The sequence below is a fragment of the Comamonas thiooxydans genome (genome assembly GCF_000964545.1).
GTDB classification, from domain to species: domain Bacteria; phylum Pseudomonadota; class Gammaproteobacteria; order Burkholderiales; family Burkholderiaceae_C; genus Comamonas; species Comamonas thiooxydans.
The window spans coordinates 486728-504153 of the sequence record NZ_BBVD01000007.1 but is presented as its reverse complement, the minus strand read 5'-3'; the positions used below and the strand labels follow the sequence as shown (position 1 = coordinate 504153).

The window sequence follows — 17426 nt, the reverse complement described above, 5'->3', positions numbered from 1 at the left end:
CGGACTGCGTATGCTGCAGTCATTCCCGCGCTTGAGGAGACCCGGTTCATGCGGCTGCTACCGTTTTCACCTGTCCAGGGCCTGCTCTGTCTGGCAGCCCTCGCCTTGACCGCCTGCGCACCGCTGGCCCCCTCATCGGGCCGCCCCAGCCCCGAGGTGCTGCAGACGCTGCACAGCAGCGCCCTGCCCGACAAGCCCAGCGCGCAGCAAAGCCAGCAATGGCTGGACCGGGTCACCTGGGGCGCCACCGACCATGATGCGGCCCGGCTGCAGCAGCAAGGCCTCAAGCGCTGGCTGGCCGCCCAGCTCAGTCCCTCCTCCGCGCCCATGCCGACCGAGGTGCAGCAGCACATCGATGCCCTGGGCATCAGCCAGAAGCCCATGACGCAGATCCAGCGCGAAATTGCCGACCAGCGCCTGGCCATTCGCAACAGCCAGGATCCCGAGGAAGCCGCCAAACTGCGCAGCGAGCTGCAACGCCAGCTCAATCAGCTGGGCGGCGAAGCCCAGAAACGCCATATCTGGCGCGCGCTTTATTCGCCTCACCAGTTGCAGGAGCAAATGACCTGGTTCTGGATGAATCACTTCAACGTCAGCACCCGCAAGGGCGATGTGCGCATGTGGGTGGGCGACTACGAGGAGCAGGCCATTCGCCCCCATGCGCTGGGAAAATTCCGCGAGCTGCTGACTGCCAGCATGCGCCACCCGGCCATGCTGCTGTATCTGGACAATGCCAGCAATGCCGCCGGGCGCATCAATGAAAACTACGCGCGCGAACTGCTGGAGCTACACACCATGGGCGTGGGCAGCGGCTACACCCAGGCCGATGTGCAGGCCATGGCCCATGTGCTGACCGGTGTGGGCTTCTCCACCCGGGAAGCCGATGCCCCACCACCCAGGCTGCGCCCCGAACGCCAGGGCGACTATCTGCGCCATGGCTTCTTCGAATTCAACCCCAATCGCCACGACTACACGCCCCAGGTCTTGCTCGGCAGGCCGCTGGAAAAAAGCGGACTGGCCCAGGTCAATGAGGCGGTAGACCGCATCGTGGCCTCGCCCGTCACTGCGCGCTTCATAGCACGCAAGCTCTGCGTCTATTTTCTCGGCGACAAGCCGCCCCAGGCCGTGGTCGAGCGCACGGCCCAGGCCTTCGAGCGCAGCCATGGCGATATTGCCGCCACGCTGGCGGCCCTGCTGAGCGACCCGCAGGCTCAGCAGTTCGGCCAGGGCTTCAAGGACCCGGTCCACTATGTGCTGGGCGCCACACGCCTGGCCTATGACCAGCGCGTGGCCAGCGACGTGTCACCGGTACAGAACTGGCTCAATCAGTTGGGCCAGCCGCTGTACGGCCACGAAACTCCCGACGGCTACCCCGTGACGCAGTCGGACTGGTCCAGCTCCGGCCAGATGAATGCCCGCTTCGAGGTCGCAAGGCAGATTGGCAGTCGCGGCGCGCTGCTGTTCCGCAGCAGCGCGCAGCAGCCGCTGGAGAAGCCTCCCTATCCCGACCTGGACAAGCGCAGCAGCGTCCAGGCTCGCGTGCCGGCATTGGGTGCCGCCACACGCGCCGCACTGGCCCAGACCAGGAACCCGGCGGACTGGAACAGCTTTTTCCTCTCTGCCCCCGAAATGATGTACCGCTAAGGAGGGCAGCCATGCAAAGACGTCAATTTCTCAGCCTCGGCGCTGCCCTGCCGCTGTTCTGCCAGCTGGGCCAAGGCCTGGCCGCCCCCTTGCAAAGCGGCTCGCCCCGTTTTCTGCTGGTCTTCCTGCGCGGCGCCTACGACAGCAACAGCCTGCTGGTGCCAACCCATAGCGACTTCTACTATCAGGCCAGGCCCAACATCGCCATTGCCCGCTCGGGATCGGCCGACGGGGCTCTGGCCCTGAGCTCTCAATGGGGACTGCATCCCGCGCTGCAAAGCAGTCTGCTGCCGCTGTACGAGCAGGGCCAGGCCTGTTTTGTGCCGTTTGCAGGCAGCCACGACCTCTCGCGCAGCCATTTCGAAACCCAGGACTCGATCGAGCTGGGCCAGCCCCAGGAAGGCGGGAAAAGCTATCAGAGCGGCTTTCTGAACCGGCTGACCCGGGTGCTGCAGGCCGACAGCCAGAGCCGGCTCAGCCTCAGCCCCATGGCCTTCACCGCCCAGCTGCCTCTATGCCTGCGCGGCAGCGCCCAGGTGGCGAACATGGCGCTGGCCTCCGTGCGCAAGACGGCCGTGGATGAGCAGCGCAGCCAGATCATTGCCTCCATGTATCAGGGCTCGGCACTGGAGACGCCGGTTCGCGAAGGCTTTGCGGTACAGCGTGCCGTGCAGCGCAGCATGCAGGAGGAAATGGACCAGGCCGGGCGCAATGCCATCAGTGCCAAGGGCTTCAGCCTGGTAGCCCAGCGCATGGCGCATCTGATGCGCGAGCAGTTCGACCTGGGCTTTGTCGATATCGGAGGCTGGGACACCCATGTCAACCAGGGCGCCGCCAGCGGCAATCTGGCCAACCGGCTCGGCGACCTGAGCCAGGGCCTGGCGACTTTCGCCGAGGCCATGGGAGCCGAAACCTGGCGCCATACCGTGGTGGCGGTGATCAGCGAGTTCGGCCGCACCTTCCGCGAAAACGGCAACAAGGGCACGGACCACGGCCATGGCACGGCTTACTGGTTTCTCGGCGGCGGCCTCTCGGCCCAGGCCGGCGGCAAGGTGCTGGGCGAGCAGATCGAAGTCACCGAAAAAGCGCTGTTCCAGAACCGCGACTACCCCGTGCTCAACGAATACCGCTCCCTGCTCGGCGGCCTGTTTGCGCGCATGTACGGCTTGAACGCAGCGCAGCTGCAGCAGATCTTTCCGACGTCCCAGCCAGGCAGGCTGCAGCTGGTCTAGAACGACTCGCCGCTTTCCATGGCGCGGCGGTGGCGCATCACGAATTCCTGGTAGGTGTCGATGCCGCGCAGCTGCAAAATGGCATTGCGCACTGCGGCTTCCACCAGCACGGCGATGTTTCGGCCCGCCACCACCTGGATCACCACCTTGCGCACGGGCACGCCCAGCACATCCTGGGTCAGCGGCTCGGCGGGCAGGCGCTCGTATTCGCGCTCCATGGTTTCCTTGCGCACCAGGTGCACGATGAGCTTGAGCCGCATCTTGCGGCGCACTGCCGTCTCGCCAAAGATGGAGCGAATATCGAGCAGGCCGATGCCGCGCACTTCAAGCAGGTTCTGCAGCAGCTCGGGGCATTTGCCTTCGACCGTGGTCTGGTTGATGCGGTACAGGTCCACCGCATCGTCGGCAACCAGACCGTTGCCGCGCGTGACCAGCTCCAGCCCCAGCTCGCTCTTGCCCAGGCCCGATTCACCCGTGATCAGCACCCCCATGCCCAAAATATCCATGAACACGCCGTGCATGGTGATGCGATCGGCGAAATGCTTGGACAGATAGGCACGCAGCACGTCGATGACAAAGGCCGACTGCTCCTTGGTGGAGAACAGCGGGATATGCGCGCGCTCGCACATGGAGATCAGCTCGTCGGGAGCGTCCTGGCCATCGGCCAGCACCAGCACCGGCGGCTCCAGCGTGACGATGCGGGCAATGCGGCGCAGGCAGTCCTGCGAGGTGGCATTGGTCAGATAGGCGATCTCACGCTCACCCAGCACCTGCAGGCGGTAGGGGTGAATGTAGTTGAGGTAGCCGACCAGATCGGCACCCGAGCGGGCCGAGCGCACGGCCATCTCGTCAAAGCGGCGCTCGGAGGCACCCAGCCCCGCTACCCACTGCCAGCGCAGGCTGGAGTTGCGAAATGCCTCGAACAGTACGTCGGCACTGATGGCGCTGGGTCTCATGGCAAGGCCCTGTCAGTCAAAAAGAAGGGCCAGGACTCAGGCCTGGGAGGTGATTGAGGACTGCCAGCTGTCGATCATGCCGTGCAGCTGCTGCGCATCGGTGGACGACTTCAGACGCTCGCGCAACTGGCTGTCGCTGAGCAGCTCGGCGATCTCGGAGAGGATTTCCAGGTGCTTTTGCGTCGCCGCCTCGGGCACCAGCAAAAAGATCAGCAGGCCGACCGGCTGCTCATCGGGCGCATCGAAGCCGATGGGGTTGGCCAGCTGGAACACTGCCGCCATGGGAGCCGTCAGGCCCTTGATGCGGCCATGGGGAATGGCAACTCCATGCCCCAGACCGGTAGAGCCCAGGCGTTCGCGTGCGAACAGGCTATCGGTGATCAGGGCACGAGACAGACCATGCAAGCTCTCAAAGAGCAAACCCGCTTCCTCGAAAGCGCGTTTCTTGCTGGTGACATCAACGCTCACAAGCACTTGAGCGGCGGGAAGGATAGAGGCTAGGCGATTCATGGTGTGATCAACAATTATGCACCGCAGCGCTGAAAACCGTGGGGAAACCCTGATCACCATCAAAAACCGCCCCGTAGGGCGGCGCTTTTAGCGTTGTAACAAGGCTACAGCCCTGCAACAAACCGGCGCAAAAGCTAGGTTTGCGCCTCGCTTTCATCAAGCTGACACCTGCGCCAGCTGCAAGCCCCCGGAGTCCAGTCGCTTGGCTGTGGCACGCGGGCCTTGCTGACGAGTCTTGTAGCGCATCACCACACGGTCGAGTTTGTCGGCCAGGGCGTCCACGGCGGCATAGAGGTCGAAATGCTGCGTCTCTACGAACAAGTCTTGCCCTTTCACGCGCACCGTGCAACCGGCGCGCTGTCGTTTGTCTTTTTCCTTTTGCTTGTGGACTGTGAGCAGTACCTTCACGTCCACAACCTGATCGAAGTGCCTGAGAATGCGTTCCAGCTTGGCCATGACATAGCTGCGCAGCGAGGGAGTGACCTCCAGGTGATGCCCGCTAATCGTCAAATTCATAACAAAACACTCCTTAGCTCTCGGTGAAATCACTGCGGTTTCACAGCGCCTGATGGCTGTGCCGCAGCCTGGCAGTTCGGAATGCGCATTCGTCTTTGCTGTGAACCCACTATGCGCCCGCCCCACGCCAAAGGCAACGAAATGACCGTGATAGCGCAGGCTCGCCAGGGGCCTTGTTTGTCGGTTTGATGACAGGCGGTTTTGACGCCACAATGAGTGGCTTTGGCCCGCATGCAAGGGATACGCCAGCATGCCCCAGGGCCTCGATCGCAGCAGGCGCGCACTGGCAAAGACCGTGACCGTCCAAATCCCTGCCTGCGCCATTAAAATCGCGTTTTTACGCAGCCGCCTCTCGGGCCTGCGACGCTGGCAGCCCCTTGGGCTTTCAGGCGCCTGCTGACCGACTGCACGCCTGAATTGCCTGACAGCCCTATCTCGACCATGACCACCCAGCCCTCCGCCCTGCATACCTCCAACATTGCCTCGCTGCCCCTGCTCGCACGTGGCAAGGTCCGCGACAACTACGCCGTGGGCGACGACCGCATCCTGATGGTGGCCTCCGACCGCCTGTCCGCCTTTGACGTGATCATGGGCGAGCCCATTCCCGGCAAGGGCGTGCTGCTGACGCAGATGGCGCTGTTCTGGTTCGACAAGCTGGGCCATATCTGCCCCAACCACCTGACCGGCGAAGCGCCCGAGTCCGTGGTCAAGCCCGAGGAAGTCAAGCAGGTCGAAGGCCGCTCCATGCTGGTCAAGCGCCTCAAGCCCGTGCTGATCGAAGCCGTGGTGCGCGGCTATCTGGCCGGCAGCGGCTGGAAGGAATATCAGGAATCGCAATCGGTCTGCGGCGTGAAGCTGCCTGCCGGCCTGACCAACGCGGCCAAGCTGCCCGAGCCCATCTACACCCCCGCGGCCAAGGCCGAAATGGGTGACCACGACGAGAACATCACCTACGAGCGCACCGTGGAAATGGTGGGCGAGCAGCTCGCGGCCCAGATCCGTGACACCGCCATCCGCATCTACAAGGAAGCGGCCGAGATCGCGCTGACCAAGGGCATGATCATTGCCGACACCAAGTTCGAGTTCGGCCTGACCGAAGACGGCACCCTGGTGCTGATGGACGAGGTGCTGACCCCCGACAGCTCGCGCTACTGGCCCGTGGAAGGCTACGAGGACGCGCTGGCCAAGGGCGAGAACCCTCCCAGCTACGACAAGCAGTTCGTGCGTGACTGGCTGGAGCAGGCCCAGGTCAACGGCAAGGCCTGGGACAAGAAGGCTCCTGCGCCCCGCCTGCCCAAGGAAGTGATCGACAGGACGGCGGCCAAGTACCGCGAAGCGCTGGATCGCCTGACCGCCTGAACGAGCGGTCCCAAGCAGACAAAAGGCCCCCGGAACAGAAATCCGGGGGCCTTTTTGTTTTGATAGCAGCTTGCGCCTTCAGACAAAGGATTTCAGCTGAAAATAATGCTGAAATCCTTTATTTGCATACGCTTGAAGCTATGTTTTTAGTGGTGATGACCGTGGCCGCCGTGCACGTGCTTGTGGGCAATTTCTTCTTCGGAGGCCGCACGCACCTCGTTGACCACCGCGCTGAAGCGCAGCGCAAAACCGGCCAGAGGGTGGTTGCCATCCAGCAGCACCACGGGGCCCTTGATCTTCACCACGTTGTAGATCTGGGGCAGGCCCTGGTCATTGGTGCCGCGCAGCTGGCCGCCCACCTTCACGCCAGCAGGGAATTCACCCTTGGGAATGGTGCGCTTGAGGCTTTCGTCGCGCTCGCCGAAGGCGTCGGCCACGGCCAGATCCACGGTCACGGTATCGCCTTTTTGCTTGCCGTCCAGAGCGGCTTCGACCTTGGCGAAAATGTTGTCATAGCCGCCGTGCAGATAGGCCACATCGCCCTTGTCCAGCAGTTTGACGGCCACGCCGCCCGCGAGCAGCTCGTGAATCTTGTAGTTGATGGTGACGGCAGTGTCTTTGGTGATGTTCATGACAATGGATTTCGAGTGGTGCGGTGTCTGACCCCGAGTCCGCCACCGCGCAAAGCTGCCATTGTCGGTGACTCGGGCTATTCCAGTGTCACGCCCGTGGCCTTAACCACGCCGCGCCATTTGTCCACGTCGGCGCGGATCTGCTGCGCGAAGGCCTCGGGCCTGCTGGCCACGGGCTCGGCGCCCAGGCTGCGCAGCTGCCGGGTCACCTCAGGGTCCCGCACGGCCTGGGCGACTGCGGTCTGCAGCGTGTCGAGCACCGCCTTGGGCGTTCCCGCCGGAGCCAGCAGGCCGAACCAGCCCGAGACCTCGTAGCCGGGCACGCTTTCGGCGACGGAGGGAATGTCTGCCGCCCCGGGCCAGCGCTGCGTCGTGGTCACAGCCAACGCCCGCAGCTTGCCGCTGCGCACGAAGGCGATGGTGGACGGCAGGTTGTCGAAGCCTGCCTGTATCTGCCCGCCCATGAGATCGGTGAGCATGGGCGATGCGCCCTTGTAAGGCACATGGGTCATGTCCACGCCCGCCATCATCTTGAGCAGCTCGGCGCTCATGTGCGGAGAGCCGCCGGGGCTGGTCGAGCCGAAGTTGATCTGCCCGGGCCTGGCCTTGGCCAGCGCCAGCAACTCGCCCAGGGTGCGCGCGGGGACGCTGGGATGGACCACGATGATGTTGGGCGTGCTGGCCACCACGGTAACGGGCGCGAAGTCCTTGACGGCGTCATAGGGCAGGTTCTTCTGCAGCGCCGAGTTGATGCCGTGCGAGCTGGCCGTTCCCATGACCAGGGTATAGCCGTCGGCGGCGGCCTGGGCCACGGCCACCGAGCCTATGGCACCGCTGGCGCCGGCCCGGTTTTCGACGACGAAGGGCTGGCGCAGCCGCTCGGACAGCTGGGCCGCCGCCAGCCGTGCGATGATGTCCGTGGTGCCTCCTGCCGGATAGGGCACGATGATGCGAACGGGCTTGGCGGGATAGGCCGTGGCCTGCGCGAGGGCCACGCCCGCGCAGGCCGCCATGGCCAGCGCGGCGGCGCGAAACAGATGCAAGGTCATTGCGGTGTCTCCTGGTGGAGTTTTATGGAATATGCGGCGGATGCCCGTACTGGATGTCGGCGCCAGTTCAGCCCGGCGCACGGCGGCGCAGCAGCGGCGCCAGCACTGCGGGCACGAGCAGTTCGAAGCCCAAGATGGCCGCCGACAGCGCCTTGCCGTAGTTGTCCACCGACAGGCTGCGCGAGACGCCGCCGCCCAGCGCACCGTGCGCCACGAAGTTCAGCGCGTGCAGGTTATCGGCCTCGTAGCGCAGCACCTCGCCGGTGATGACCCGGCCATGGAAGGCCTTGAAGCGTTCGGCGCTCAGTTGCTGCTTGAGCAGCGCATAGAGCTCGGGCTCGTAGGCAAACACCGCGATGTTGGAAGTATTGCCCTTGTCGCCCGAGCGCGTATGCGCCACCTGCTCCAGCGGCACCCGGATGTCCTGGTTCATGTCCTGCATGCTTTGCTCCCCTGCTCAGCTCGTGAAGTAGTCGATATGCGCCGTCACCTGCTCGCGCGGCACCAGTGAGGACCACACGCCTATCACCTCGCGCGTGCGCTCCTGGTGCGGCACGCGCTTGCCGGTGTGGGCAATCCCCGAGACCGCCATGCCGTCCACTTCCCGCCCCACCTTGACTGCCTCCTCGCGCGAACGGGTGCGTGCCGCCACGCGCACGGCCACTTCATAGGGCTCGGGCGCATCCACCGGCGTGGCAGCGCCATGCACGGCATTCAGGCCCAGGAAGTCGATGCGTACCTCCTCGGCATCGAGCTTCACGATGCGCAAGCGCTCCTCCAGGATGCGCCTGGCCAGTTGGGCGCGGCGCAGCGCGCCGGGGCCGGCGTAGAAGAACATGTCCTCGCCGATGAAGCCCTCCGTGCATCCCATGGAGACCTTGAGCGTGGGTGTGCGTGGCTTGCCCGTGAGCCCCGTCACGCGCACGCGGTCCGGCGCCAGTTGCTCAATGCGGGCCTGCGTGAAGTCGACCACCACATCAGGCGTGATGTAGTTCGCCGGGTCGTGCACCTCGTAGAGCATCTGTTCCTTGACTGTCTGCGGGCTGATCATGCCGCCCGTGCCGTCCACCTTGGACAGGGTCACGCCGCCTTCGGCATCGACCTCGGCGATGGGAAAGGCCAGGTTCCAAGGCTCGGGCACGTCCTTGAGGCCGGGGTCCGCAAAATACCCCCCGGTGACCTGAGCCCCGCACTCCATCAGATGGCCTATCGCACTGCCGGCACCCACGCGCTCATGGTCCAGCAGGTCCCAGCCGAACTCATGCACCATTGGAGCCAGGAACAGCGAAGGGTCGGCCACGCGGCCCGTGACCACGATCTGCGCACCTTCCGCCAGAGCATCGACGATGGGAGCGGCCCCGAGATAGGCTTCGGCCGAGATCAACGAGTGGGCAATGCTCTGCGTGGGGGCACCGGTCTCCAGGATGGTCGGGGCCAGCGACAGCACGCGGTCGGTGATCAGGCTGCCGCCCACGGCCGCCACCTTGACGCCGGTGATGCCCAGCTCGCGCAGCAGCTCGACGATGCGCCGTGCCGCGCCCTGCGGGTTGATCCACCCCTGATTGGAAATGATCCGCGTGCCCTGGCGCATGCAGGCAGGCAGCACGGCGCGCATGCGGTCGTCGAGATAGGTGTCGTAGCCCGGGAAGGACGGGTCCCGTCGGGACCGGACCTGCGCGGCCGAGACCGTGGCCTCGGCCATGGTCTCGAAGCACAGGTAATCGAGCCGGCCACGCTCGGCATTGAGGGCGGCGGGCTCGATCCGGTCGCCCCACCAGGCGGCTCCCGCGCCTATGCGCAGGATCTTGCTGTCATTCATTGCGCTTGTCTCCGTTGTTCCCCCAGACCCGGGGGCTGAGACCATTCTGTACAGTCGTTTTTCAAGAGACAACGCATGCGCGCGCACAGCGCATGTGAATCAAATTCACAGGGGGCGAAGACCTTAGATGGACCAGTTCGGCGAGATGACGGTATTCCTGCGCGTGATCGAAGAAGGCAGTTTTTCCGGTGCCGGCAGAAGGCTAGAGCTGTCGCCTTCGGCGGTGAGCAAGCTCATCGCTCGCCTGGAGGCACGCCTTGGCGTGCGGCTGTTCGAGCGGATTGCCGGAGCCATACGCCTGACCCAGGAAGGCGAGCACTTTCGCATCGCCAGCCAGCGCGTGGTGCAGGCCATGGAGCAGGCTGAGGCCTGTGTGCGCGTGGCCGATGCCGAAATCTCGGGCACGGTGCGCATCCATACGGCGCTGACCACGGCCAAGTACCTGGTGGCGCCGCGTCTGCATCTGCTGATGGACCGGCACCCGCGCCTGCACCTGGATTTCGTCCTTGGCACGGAGCGCGGCGACTTCGTGCGTCAAGGCATAGACGTAGCCATCCACAGCGGCAGGCCTACGGAGCAGACGCTGATCGGCCGCCCGCTGATGCTCAGGCCCTGGGTGATAGCCGCAGCGCCGCAGTACCTCCAGCGCTTCGGCCATCCCGAGCAGCCCGAGGACCTGCTGCAGCACCGCTGCCTGAACTTCACCATACGCACGCAGTGGAACCGCTGGACCTTCCACGAGGAAGGCGGGCTCAAGACCATAGACATTCCCAGCCACATCGGAGCCAACCAGGGCGAGCTGTTGCGCAGCCTGGCGCTGCTGGGCCACGGCGTGGTGCGGCTGGCCCACTTCCATATCGCCGCCGACCTGGAGCGCGGAGCCCTGGTGCCGCTGCTGCAGCAGTTCCAGGAGCGCAGCGAGGACGACCACTTCTATCTGCTGTATCCGCGCGGCAGATCCCTGGCACCGCGCGTGCGCGCCGTGGTGGATTTCCTCGCAGGGGAGTTCGGCTGAGCGGATGCCCCCAGGCATTGCCGCGCACATTCAAGCAGGCTGCGCCCCCTTGGATCTGGGCACCGCCCGCAGGGACGCAGTCCATGCCCGCGCGCGCGAACACGAACAATACCGGCATGGCCGGTGCTCAGGGAACTGGGCCGCACACCGGAGGCTGCCAGCTTCAGGCCCTGAGCCGTATCAGGCGCCGGGAGGCAGCTCTTCGACCTCGGCCCCCGGGTAGCGCGCAAAGCGGCGGTTCTCCGTGCCATGCACAGGATCGTTGTCCTTCCAGGGCCAGCCGCCGAACTGGGTGCTGCGGTAGTCCTGCATGGCCTGCATGATCTCCTCCTGCGTGTTCATCACAAAGGGGCCGTATTGCGCCACCTTCTCGCCAATCGGCTTGCCCTGCAGCAGCACCAGTTCTGCACTGACATCGCCGGTGTTGACCAGCTCCAGCTCGCGCTGAGCGTCGACATGCATGGCCAGATGTCCGTTCACGGCTTCGCCACCCACAGTCATGCTCTTGCCTACGAAGAAGTAGAGCATGCGGTGAGTTTGGTCACCTGCTGCCCTGGGCATGCTCCAGCGGGCACCGGGCTCCAGCTCCAGCGTCCAGATGGCCACATCGCTGCCGGCCTGGGAGGCCCAGGATTCGGGCGGAGGCGGCAAGGCCTTGTCCGCACCGTCCAGGGCACCAGCCACTACGGTCACGGTGGTTTTGCGGCCCGCCGCATCGCTGAAGCTCAGGCGCGGGATCTGCTCGTTCCAGAACATGGTGAAGTGGGGCTCCACCATCTTGTTCCTGGCGGGCAGGTTCAGCCAGATCTGGAACAGCTCCAGCGGATTGGGCTTGTCGCTGTTCAGCAGCGGAAACATCTCCGAGTGCTGGATGCCCTTGCCGGCCGTGAGCCACTGCACATCGCCGCCGCCGAAGCGCGCGGCCGCGCCCAGCGAGTCCGCATGGTCGATGCGGCCCTTGCGCACCAGGGTCACGGTCTCGAAGCCGCGATGCGGGTGGCCCGGAAAGCCCGGAATCGGCTCGCCGTGGTACATGGAGAAGCCGTTGCGGGCGCTGAAGTCGCTGCCCATCTCGCGCCCCTCGAACTCCACGGCCTGCACGCCCATCTTTCCGTTGCTGGCCGGATAGCTGTCATCGTGGTGAGCGCAGAACAGAAAGGGGTCCAGGCAGGGCCAGCGCGGACCCAGCGGGGCACTTTCCAGAATGGGTTGACGATTCGTGGTCATGGAGTTCTCCTCTTGAGAGGCCGCAGCCAGCTGCAGGGCCTTAAGTCTCGAAGATAAGGCCAGACCATGGGTTTGAAAGACATCACCGCTGGGACAGTACTTGCCGCTTTTGCAACAGCGGCAAGCCCGTACTGCCCTGGTCGGCGCTCAGCCGCGCGGCGGAATGTTCAGGCCTTTTTGCGTCGCCGGGCGGGCCATGAAGGCCTTGAGCACGCGCTGCAGCTCTGGAAACCCGTTCCAGCCCACCAGCTCGGCGGCGTTGTAGCCGTTCTCGTCGACCATATTGCGCACCCAGGGCCAGATGGCGATGTCGGCAATCGTGAGCTGCTCGCCCATGATCCACTCGCGGCCCTGCATGCGCTGCTCCAGCACGCCCAGCAGGCGTTTGGACTCGTTGATATAGCGGTCGCGCGGGCGCTTGTCCTCGAAGTCCTTGCCCGCGAACTTGTGGAAGAAGCCGACCTGGCCGAACATGGGTCCCACGCCGCCCATCTGGAACATCAACCACTGCAGCGTCTCGTAACGCGCCGCGGGGTCGGCGGGCAGCAGCGGGCTGCTGCTCTTCTCGGCCAGATAGATCAGGATGGCCGCCGACTCGAACAGCGCCAGTGGTTTTCCGCCCGGGCCTTGCGGGTCGATGATGGCGGGAATCTTGTTGTTGGGGAAGGTGCCGACAAACTCTGGCGTGAGCTGGTCATTGGTCTGGAAGCTGACCAGATGCGCCTCGTAGGGCAGCTGCATTTCCTCCAGCGCAATCGACACCTTCACGCCGTTGGGCGTGGGCAGCGAATACAGCTGGATGCGCTCGGGGTGCTGCGCGGGCCATTTGCGGGTCACGGAAAAATCGGCAAGTGTGCGGGTCATGCGGCTGGCTCCTGAAAAAGGGTTTGCCGCATCGTAACGGCAGAGGCCGCTCAGCGCAGCAACTGCCAGAACATCTGCACGCAAGGTGATGGTGCCTGCTGCATGCTGACCAGCGCAATGCGCGAGTGGCGCGCGGCATCGGCCAGCGGTTGCAGCACCACGCCGGGCGGGCAGATGCGCTCATAGACGCTGGGCACGATGGATAGCCCCAGGCCGGCGGCCACCAGTGCCAGCATGGTCGAGGTCTCACGCGCCGGCTGGGCGATGCGCGGCACAAAGCCGGCCTCGCTGCACAGCGCCAGAATATGTTCGTGCAGGCCGCCGCCGAGCACGGCCGGGTGCAGCACAAAAGGCTGGTCGGCCAGGCTGCTCAGTGCCAGTGCTTCGCCCGCAGCCGCCTTGGCATGTGCCACCGGCAGGGCCAGCTTCAGCTCATCGCGCCACAGCGTCTGCTCCCTAATCGGCACGGGGATGCGAAACGTCGGCGAGGGACGCATGAAGCCGATGTCGATCTGCCCCGCCGTCAATGCCGCGATCTGCTCGCCCGTGGTCATATGCTGCAGATCCAGCTCCACCTGCGGGTGGCGGCTGCGAAAGTCGCGCAACATGGTGGAGAACTCGTCAAACAGCGGCACCGATGCCGTGAAGGCGATGCGCAACCGCCCCGCCAGGCCATGAGCCGCCATGCGCACCAGCTCGCCCGCCTGCTGGTGCAGCTCCACGATCTGCCGCGCCTTGTCCTGCAGCAGCAGGCCTGCCGGCGTCAGCGCCACGGCGCGGCGCGAGCGCTCGAACAACTGCGCCCCCATCTCCTGCTCCAGCAGACGGATCTGCTGGCTCAGCGGGGGCTGGCTCATATGCAAGCGCTGGGCCGCACGGCTGAAATTCAGCTCCTCGGCCACAGCCAGAAAACAGGTCAGACGGCGCAAATCCATAGGACGATTTTCGTATCAAGTCCAGACGCAAACGGTATTGGACGCAATAACCGCAGCTTTTCACAATCCGGTCAGCCGCAGCAGCCATGACGAAAGTAGCTGCCTGCGTTGATTCCAAAAGGGTTCAAGGCCTATCCCGCCCGCCCAATACAGAGAGACATTGATGAAGCCGTTTCCTCTTTTCACCGTCCGCCGAGCCCTGCTGATCAGCGCTGTGGCGCTGGCTGCAGGCTGTGCCCAGCAACCGGGCAGCACGCCCAAGGAGCCTGTGCGTCTCATGACCTCGGGCGGCTTCACCGCAGCGCACAAGCTGCTAGCACCGCAGTTCACGACCCAGACCGGCCTGGCGGTGGAGTCGGCCTATGGCTCGTCCATGGGGGCCTCGCCCACCTCCATTCCCAATCGCCTGAGCAAGGGCGAGAAGGCCGATGTGGTGATTCTGGCGCGCGGTGCGCTCGACGATCTGGCCGCCAAGGGCCTGGTGCGCAACGGCACCCAGATCGACCTGGTGCGCTCTGCCGTGGGCGTGGCTGTGAAGAAGGGTGCCCCCATCCCCGACATCAGCAGCGAGGACAAGCTGCGTCAGGTGCTGCTCAATGCCAAGAGCATTGCCTATTCGGCCAGCGCCAGCGGCACTTACTACGAAACCCAGATGCTCAAGAAACTCGGCATTCACGATCAGGTCATGCCCAAGAGCAAGAAGATCGTGACCGAGCGCGTGGGCACCATCGTGGCGCGAGGCGAAGCCGAAATCGGCCTGCAGCAGGTCAGCGAACTGCTGCCCATCGAGGGCATCAGCTATGTCGGCACCCTGCCCGATTCGGTACAGCACTACACCATCTTCTCGGCCGGCACGGCCAGTACCTCCACCAACCCGCAGGGGCTGGAGCAACTGCTCAAGTACTACACCTCGCCCGCCGCCGCCAAGACGATTCGTGACACCGGCCTGGAGCCCGTCGCCAAGCCCCGCTGAGCGCCGCAGTTCCCGCAAAAAAGCCCGCCAGGCAGACGCCTGCGGGCTTTTTTTGTCACCTGGCAGCTCAGCGCTTGCTGCCCGCACTGGCCTTCTGCACCAGGGCCACTGTCAGTCCCTGGGCGGTGACGGTGATGGCGCCAGGCTCCATGGCCAGCGCATCCACCAGGGCCAGATCCTGGTCCTGCAACTGATAGAGCACTACCTGACCCATGGCCTGCTCAGCCAATGCCGTGGCATAGGTCCCCAGCATATCGCTGAGCGCGGGCGACAGCCCGTCCATGCTGAGCTGGTTGACCTTGATCTGGTAGGCGCGCAAGGTGCGGTCAGTGGGCTCATAGCGCAGTGCGAAATCGACATTGAGCAGGCCGCTGTACTGCTCCTTGAGCACCTTACCGCTGAGCTCGGCCGGGATCACGGCGTTGAGCATATTGCGCTCGGGCAACATGCTCAGCTGCGGCGCCTTCAGGTCCAGTTGCAGCAAACCCGCCACGGGGAACTGCCTGGGGAAACGCCTGGCCAGCATCTCCTGCAGCTTCTGCTGGCTCACGCTCACGCTGCTGGGCACGGACTTGCCCGAGCAGCCCGTGGCAGCCATTCCCAATCCCAACACTGTCACCGCCAACCATGCGCGCCGATTCATCACGACCACCGAACTCCGTAAAACCTGATTCAAAACCCATGCAAACACTTGATAAACCAACGCTGTCAGCTATGGTTTTTGATCAATCCATTGTCTCTGAGACTGCTATTCCACAGAGTCTCGATGGGTGTTCGCAGTTCCCTATCTGATGCAATCTGCAGGTAAAAGACTGTTATCTAACGTCCGACGCCATCCAGGGTTGACTGTCAACGCTAGCGGCAGTGCATGCACAATGATTTGCATGACTGCAAATTCCCTTCCCGTCAGCCATGAGGCGCTGACCGCCGCCGCCCAGGACACCAGCCTGCCCGACCAAGTTCTGACCCAGTGGTTCGGCAGCCCCAGGCCTGGCAATGCCGATGCCCTGAAGCACAAGGCGCAGTGGTTCACCAAATCGGCGGCCTTCGACGAGGAGCTGCGCCAGCGCTTTGGCACTGCCGTGGAAGCCGCCCTGGGCGGTGCACTGCAGCACTGGGCAACCCAGGGTCCATGGCAGCAGCTGGCATTGGTGATCCTGCTGGACCAGTTCACGCGCAATATCCACCGCAACACTCCCAAGAGCTTTGCCGGTGACGCGCAGGCCCTGGCACTGGCGCTGCAGGCAATCGACGCCGGCAGCGACCGGCTGCTGCCCGAGGTGGTCCGCGTCTTTATGTATCTGCCGCTGGAGCATGCCGAAGACCCGGCCATGCAGCAACGCAGCGTGGCCGCCTTCGAGGCTTTGCTGCAGAGCGCCACGGACACCGAATTGCGCGAATATCTGGCCGGCACGCTGGACTACGCCCATCGCCATCAGGTGGTGATAGAGCGCTTTTGCCGCTTCCCGCACCGCAACCACATTCTGGGCCGCGCCAGCACCGCCCAAGAGGCCGAGTACCTGGCCCAGCCCGGCTCAGGCTTCTAGAGCAATCACGAGCCGCGCGTAGCCTCGCGCAGCGCGGGCTCCTGGCGCGCCTGAGGCTGGCGCTCAGGCTTCTTGCTCGCTCCCAGATCGCGGTGGCGCATGGCCCAGCGCTCCACCGTGTAGAACGACAGTGCCGACAGCGCGGTAGAGATCAGCAGGCCTGCGACCACGGTCACGGGCCAGGAGTAATCGGCGCGCAGATAGCGCACCACCGGGTAATGCCAGAGGTAGATGCCATAGGACAGCTGGCCCAGCTTGATGAGCACCGGTGCCGTCAACATCTCATAGACCAGTCCCGCGGGCTTTTGCACGGCCAGCAGCACGACCAGGGCCGCGCATTCCACCACCGTGATGCCCCAGACCATGGCGTGCTGGTTGTCCCACTCCAGCTCCATGATCAGCGGTACGGCCAGCACAAACCACATGGTGTAGGCGCGCAGCGACTGCAGACGCTCTACCCATTGCGGGCGCTCCATCATCAGCGCCGCTAGCAAGGCGCCGGCCAGCAGACCCGAGGCCCGCGTGTCGAAGCGGAAAAAGATTTCGTAGAACTGCTGGCCCTGCACCACCCAGAAGATGCGCCACAGCGTACTCAGCAGCCACAGCGCCGCAAGCGGCGCCCAGACTCGGCCAGGCGTGGCCTTGCGCAGCAGCAGAACCAGCAGCGGCGGCCAGATCAGATAGAAATGCTCCTCCACCGACAGCGACCACATGTGCAGCAGCGTGTCCGGACTGTCGAAGAAGGCAATGCCGTAATCGGCCAGATAGAGAATGGAGACCAGGGCGTCCGAATAGATGTCCGTGAGATCGGGCCAGATAAAAGGCGCGAACACACAGTAGGCTCCAAGGAACAGCGCCAGCGCAGGCATGAGCCGGAAGAAGCGGCGACGGTAAAAGCGCCAGTAATCGAGCTTGCCATGCTGCCGATACTCCATCAGCAGCAAGGAGGTGATCAAAAAACCGCTGAGCACGAAGAACAGATCGACGCCGAAGAAGGCGCCATCGAACATCGGGGCATGTGCATGCGAGAGCAGCACCAGCACAATGGCTATGCCTCTCAATCCATCGAGCGCTGGGTTGTAGCGCAGCTTGAACGCCGACTCCACCAAAACCGGACACCTTTCCTTTCGCCCAGGCACGGGCCGGGC

At 64.4% G+C, this 17426-nt stretch carries 18 protein-coding genes; 6 read left to right on the top strand and 12 right to left on the bottom strand.

The features are described from left to right. The first annotated feature begins 48 nt into the window (after window positions 1–48). Window positions 49–1644: a DUF1800 domain-containing protein gene (locus Cth01_RS12950; protein ID WP_034350890.1), complete on the top strand. Its 1596-nt coding sequence runs from the start codon at window positions 49–51 to the stop codon at window positions 1642–1644. 11 nt (window positions 1645–1655) lie between these two features. Beyond that, window positions 1656–2876: a DUF1501 domain-containing protein gene (locus Cth01_RS12945; protein WP_045839367.1), complete on the top strand. Its 1221-nt coding sequence runs from the start codon at window positions 1656–1658 to the stop codon at window positions 2874–2876. Here Cth01_RS12945 and hprK read toward each other — a convergent pair. The 3 genes from hprK to hpf form a co-directional block, all read right to left on the bottom strand. After that, window positions 2873–3832, bottom strand: a complete 960-nt coding sequence (hprK, locus tag Cth01_RS12940; protein WP_034350896.1) for an HPr(Ser) kinase/phosphatase — start codon at window positions 3830–3832, stop codon at window positions 2873–2875. The genes Cth01_RS12945 and hprK overlap by 4 nt on opposite strands. 36 nt (window positions 3833–3868) lie before the next feature. Continuing rightward, a complete protein-coding gene (locus Cth01_RS12935) occupies window positions 3869–4342 on the bottom strand; it encodes a PTS sugar transporter subunit IIA (RefSeq protein WP_034347954.1) in 474 nt (157 codons plus the stop codon). 156 nt (window positions 4343–4498) lie between these two features. Next, window positions 4499–4858 (bottom strand): ribosome hibernation-promoting factor, HPF/YfiA family, encoded by a 360-nt coding sequence (hpf, locus tag Cth01_RS12930; RefSeq protein WP_003067012.1) that lies wholly within the window; start codon window positions 4856–4858, stop codon window positions 4499–4501. Window positions 4859–5299: 441 nt separating this feature from the next. Here hpf and Cth01_RS12925 point away from each other — a divergent pair, with 441 nt between their 5' ends. Continuing rightward, the gene (locus tag Cth01_RS12925) at window positions 5300–6217 is read left to right on the top strand and encodes a phosphoribosylaminoimidazolesuccinocarboxamide synthase (protein ID WP_003067010.1); all 918 of its coding nucleotides are present in this window, start codon (window positions 5300–5302) and stop codon (window positions 6215–6217) included. Window positions 6218–6363: 146 nt separating this feature from the next. Here the strand turns inward: Cth01_RS12925 and Cth01_RS12920 are convergent, their stop codons facing one another. The 4 genes from Cth01_RS12920 to Cth01_RS12905 all read right to left on the bottom strand — a co-directional run bounded on the left by Cth01_RS12920 (window position 6364) and on the right by Cth01_RS12905 (window position 9717). Then, the gene (locus tag Cth01_RS12920; RefSeq protein ID WP_034350897.1) at window positions 6364–6849 is read right to left on the bottom strand and encodes an FKBP-type peptidyl-prolyl cis-trans isomerase; all 486 of its coding nucleotides are present in this window, start codon (window positions 6847–6849) and stop codon (window positions 6364–6366) included. A 77-nt stretch (window positions 6850–6926) separates the two neighbouring features. Continuing rightward, window positions 6927–7898 carry a Bug family tripartite tricarboxylate transporter substrate binding protein gene (locus Cth01_RS12915; RefSeq protein ID WP_045839366.1) on the bottom strand — a complete coding sequence of 324 codons (972 nt, stop codon included), beginning with the start codon at window positions 7896–7898 and terminating at the stop codon, window positions 6927–6929. A gap of 67 nt (window positions 7899–7965) precedes the next feature. Continuing rightward, window positions 7966–8340, bottom strand: coding sequence for an AtuA-related protein (locus Cth01_RS12910; protein WP_034382323.1), 375 nt, complete (start codon window positions 8338–8340; stop codon window positions 7966–7968). Window positions 8341–8355: 15 nt separating this feature from the next. Next, window positions 8356–9717 (bottom strand): acyclic terpene utilization AtuA family protein, encoded by a 1362-nt coding sequence (locus tag Cth01_RS12905; RefSeq protein ID WP_045839365.1) that lies wholly within the window; start codon window positions 9715–9717, stop codon window positions 8356–8358. A gap of 127 nt (window positions 9718–9844) precedes the next feature. On the opposite strand from Cth01_RS12905, the gene Cth01_RS12900 reads away from it, so the two are divergent. Further along, entirely contained in the window at window positions 9845–10732 is an 888-nt protein-coding gene (locus tag Cth01_RS12900) for a LysR family transcriptional regulator (protein ID WP_045839364.1), read from the top strand. Window positions 10733–10912: 180 nt separating this feature from the next. On the opposite strand, the gene Cth01_RS12895 is transcribed toward Cth01_RS12900, so the two are convergent. The 3 genes from Cth01_RS12895 to Cth01_RS12885 all read right to left on the bottom strand — a co-directional run bounded on the left by Cth01_RS12895 (window position 10913) and on the right by Cth01_RS12885 (window position 13758). Continuing rightward, window positions 10913–11959 (bottom strand): pirin family protein, encoded by a 1047-nt coding sequence (locus Cth01_RS12895; RefSeq protein ID WP_045839363.1) that lies wholly within the window; start codon window positions 11957–11959, stop codon window positions 10913–10915. Between the two features lie 147 nt (window positions 11960–12106). Continuing rightward, on the bottom strand, window positions 12107–12823 hold the full coding sequence (locus Cth01_RS12890) for a glutathione binding-like protein (RefSeq protein WP_034350907.1): 717 nt from the start codon (window positions 12821–12823) through the stop codon (window positions 12107–12109). 50 nt (window positions 12824–12873) lie between these two features. Next, window positions 12874–13758 carry a LysR family transcriptional regulator gene (locus tag Cth01_RS12885; protein ID WP_003066996.1) on the bottom strand — a complete coding sequence of 295 codons (885 nt, stop codon included), beginning with the start codon at window positions 13756–13758 and terminating at the stop codon, window positions 12874–12876. A 163-nt stretch (window positions 13759–13921) separates the two neighbouring features. Here Cth01_RS12885 and Cth01_RS12880 point away from each other — a divergent pair, with 163 nt between their 5' ends. Continuing rightward, complete coding sequence (locus Cth01_RS12880; protein ID WP_034350909.1) at window positions 13922–14731, top strand: substrate-binding domain-containing protein; 810 nt, start codon at window positions 13922–13924, stop codon at window positions 14729–14731. Window positions 14732–14798: 67 nt separating this feature from the next. On the opposite strand, the gene Cth01_RS12875 is transcribed toward Cth01_RS12880, so the two are convergent. Then, the gene (locus Cth01_RS12875; protein ID WP_003066992.1) at window positions 14799–15329 is read right to left on the bottom strand and encodes a hypothetical protein; all 531 of its coding nucleotides are present in this window, start codon (window positions 15327–15329) and stop codon (window positions 14799–14801) included. 277 nt (window positions 15330–15606) lie between these two features. On the opposite strand from Cth01_RS12875, the gene Cth01_RS12870 reads away from it, so the two are divergent. Continuing rightward, complete coding sequence (locus Cth01_RS12870; protein ID WP_174447072.1) at window positions 15607–16278, top strand: DUF924 family protein; 672 nt, start codon at window positions 15607–15609, stop codon at window positions 16276–16278. Between the two features lie 5 nt (window positions 16279–16283). Here Cth01_RS12870 and Cth01_RS12865 read toward each other — a convergent pair whose 3' ends face one another. Further along, a complete protein-coding gene (locus Cth01_RS12865) occupies window positions 16284–17387 on the bottom strand; it encodes an acyltransferase family protein (protein WP_034350912.1) in 1104 nt (367 codons plus the stop codon). Between the last annotated feature and the right edge of the window lie 39 nt (window positions 17388–17426).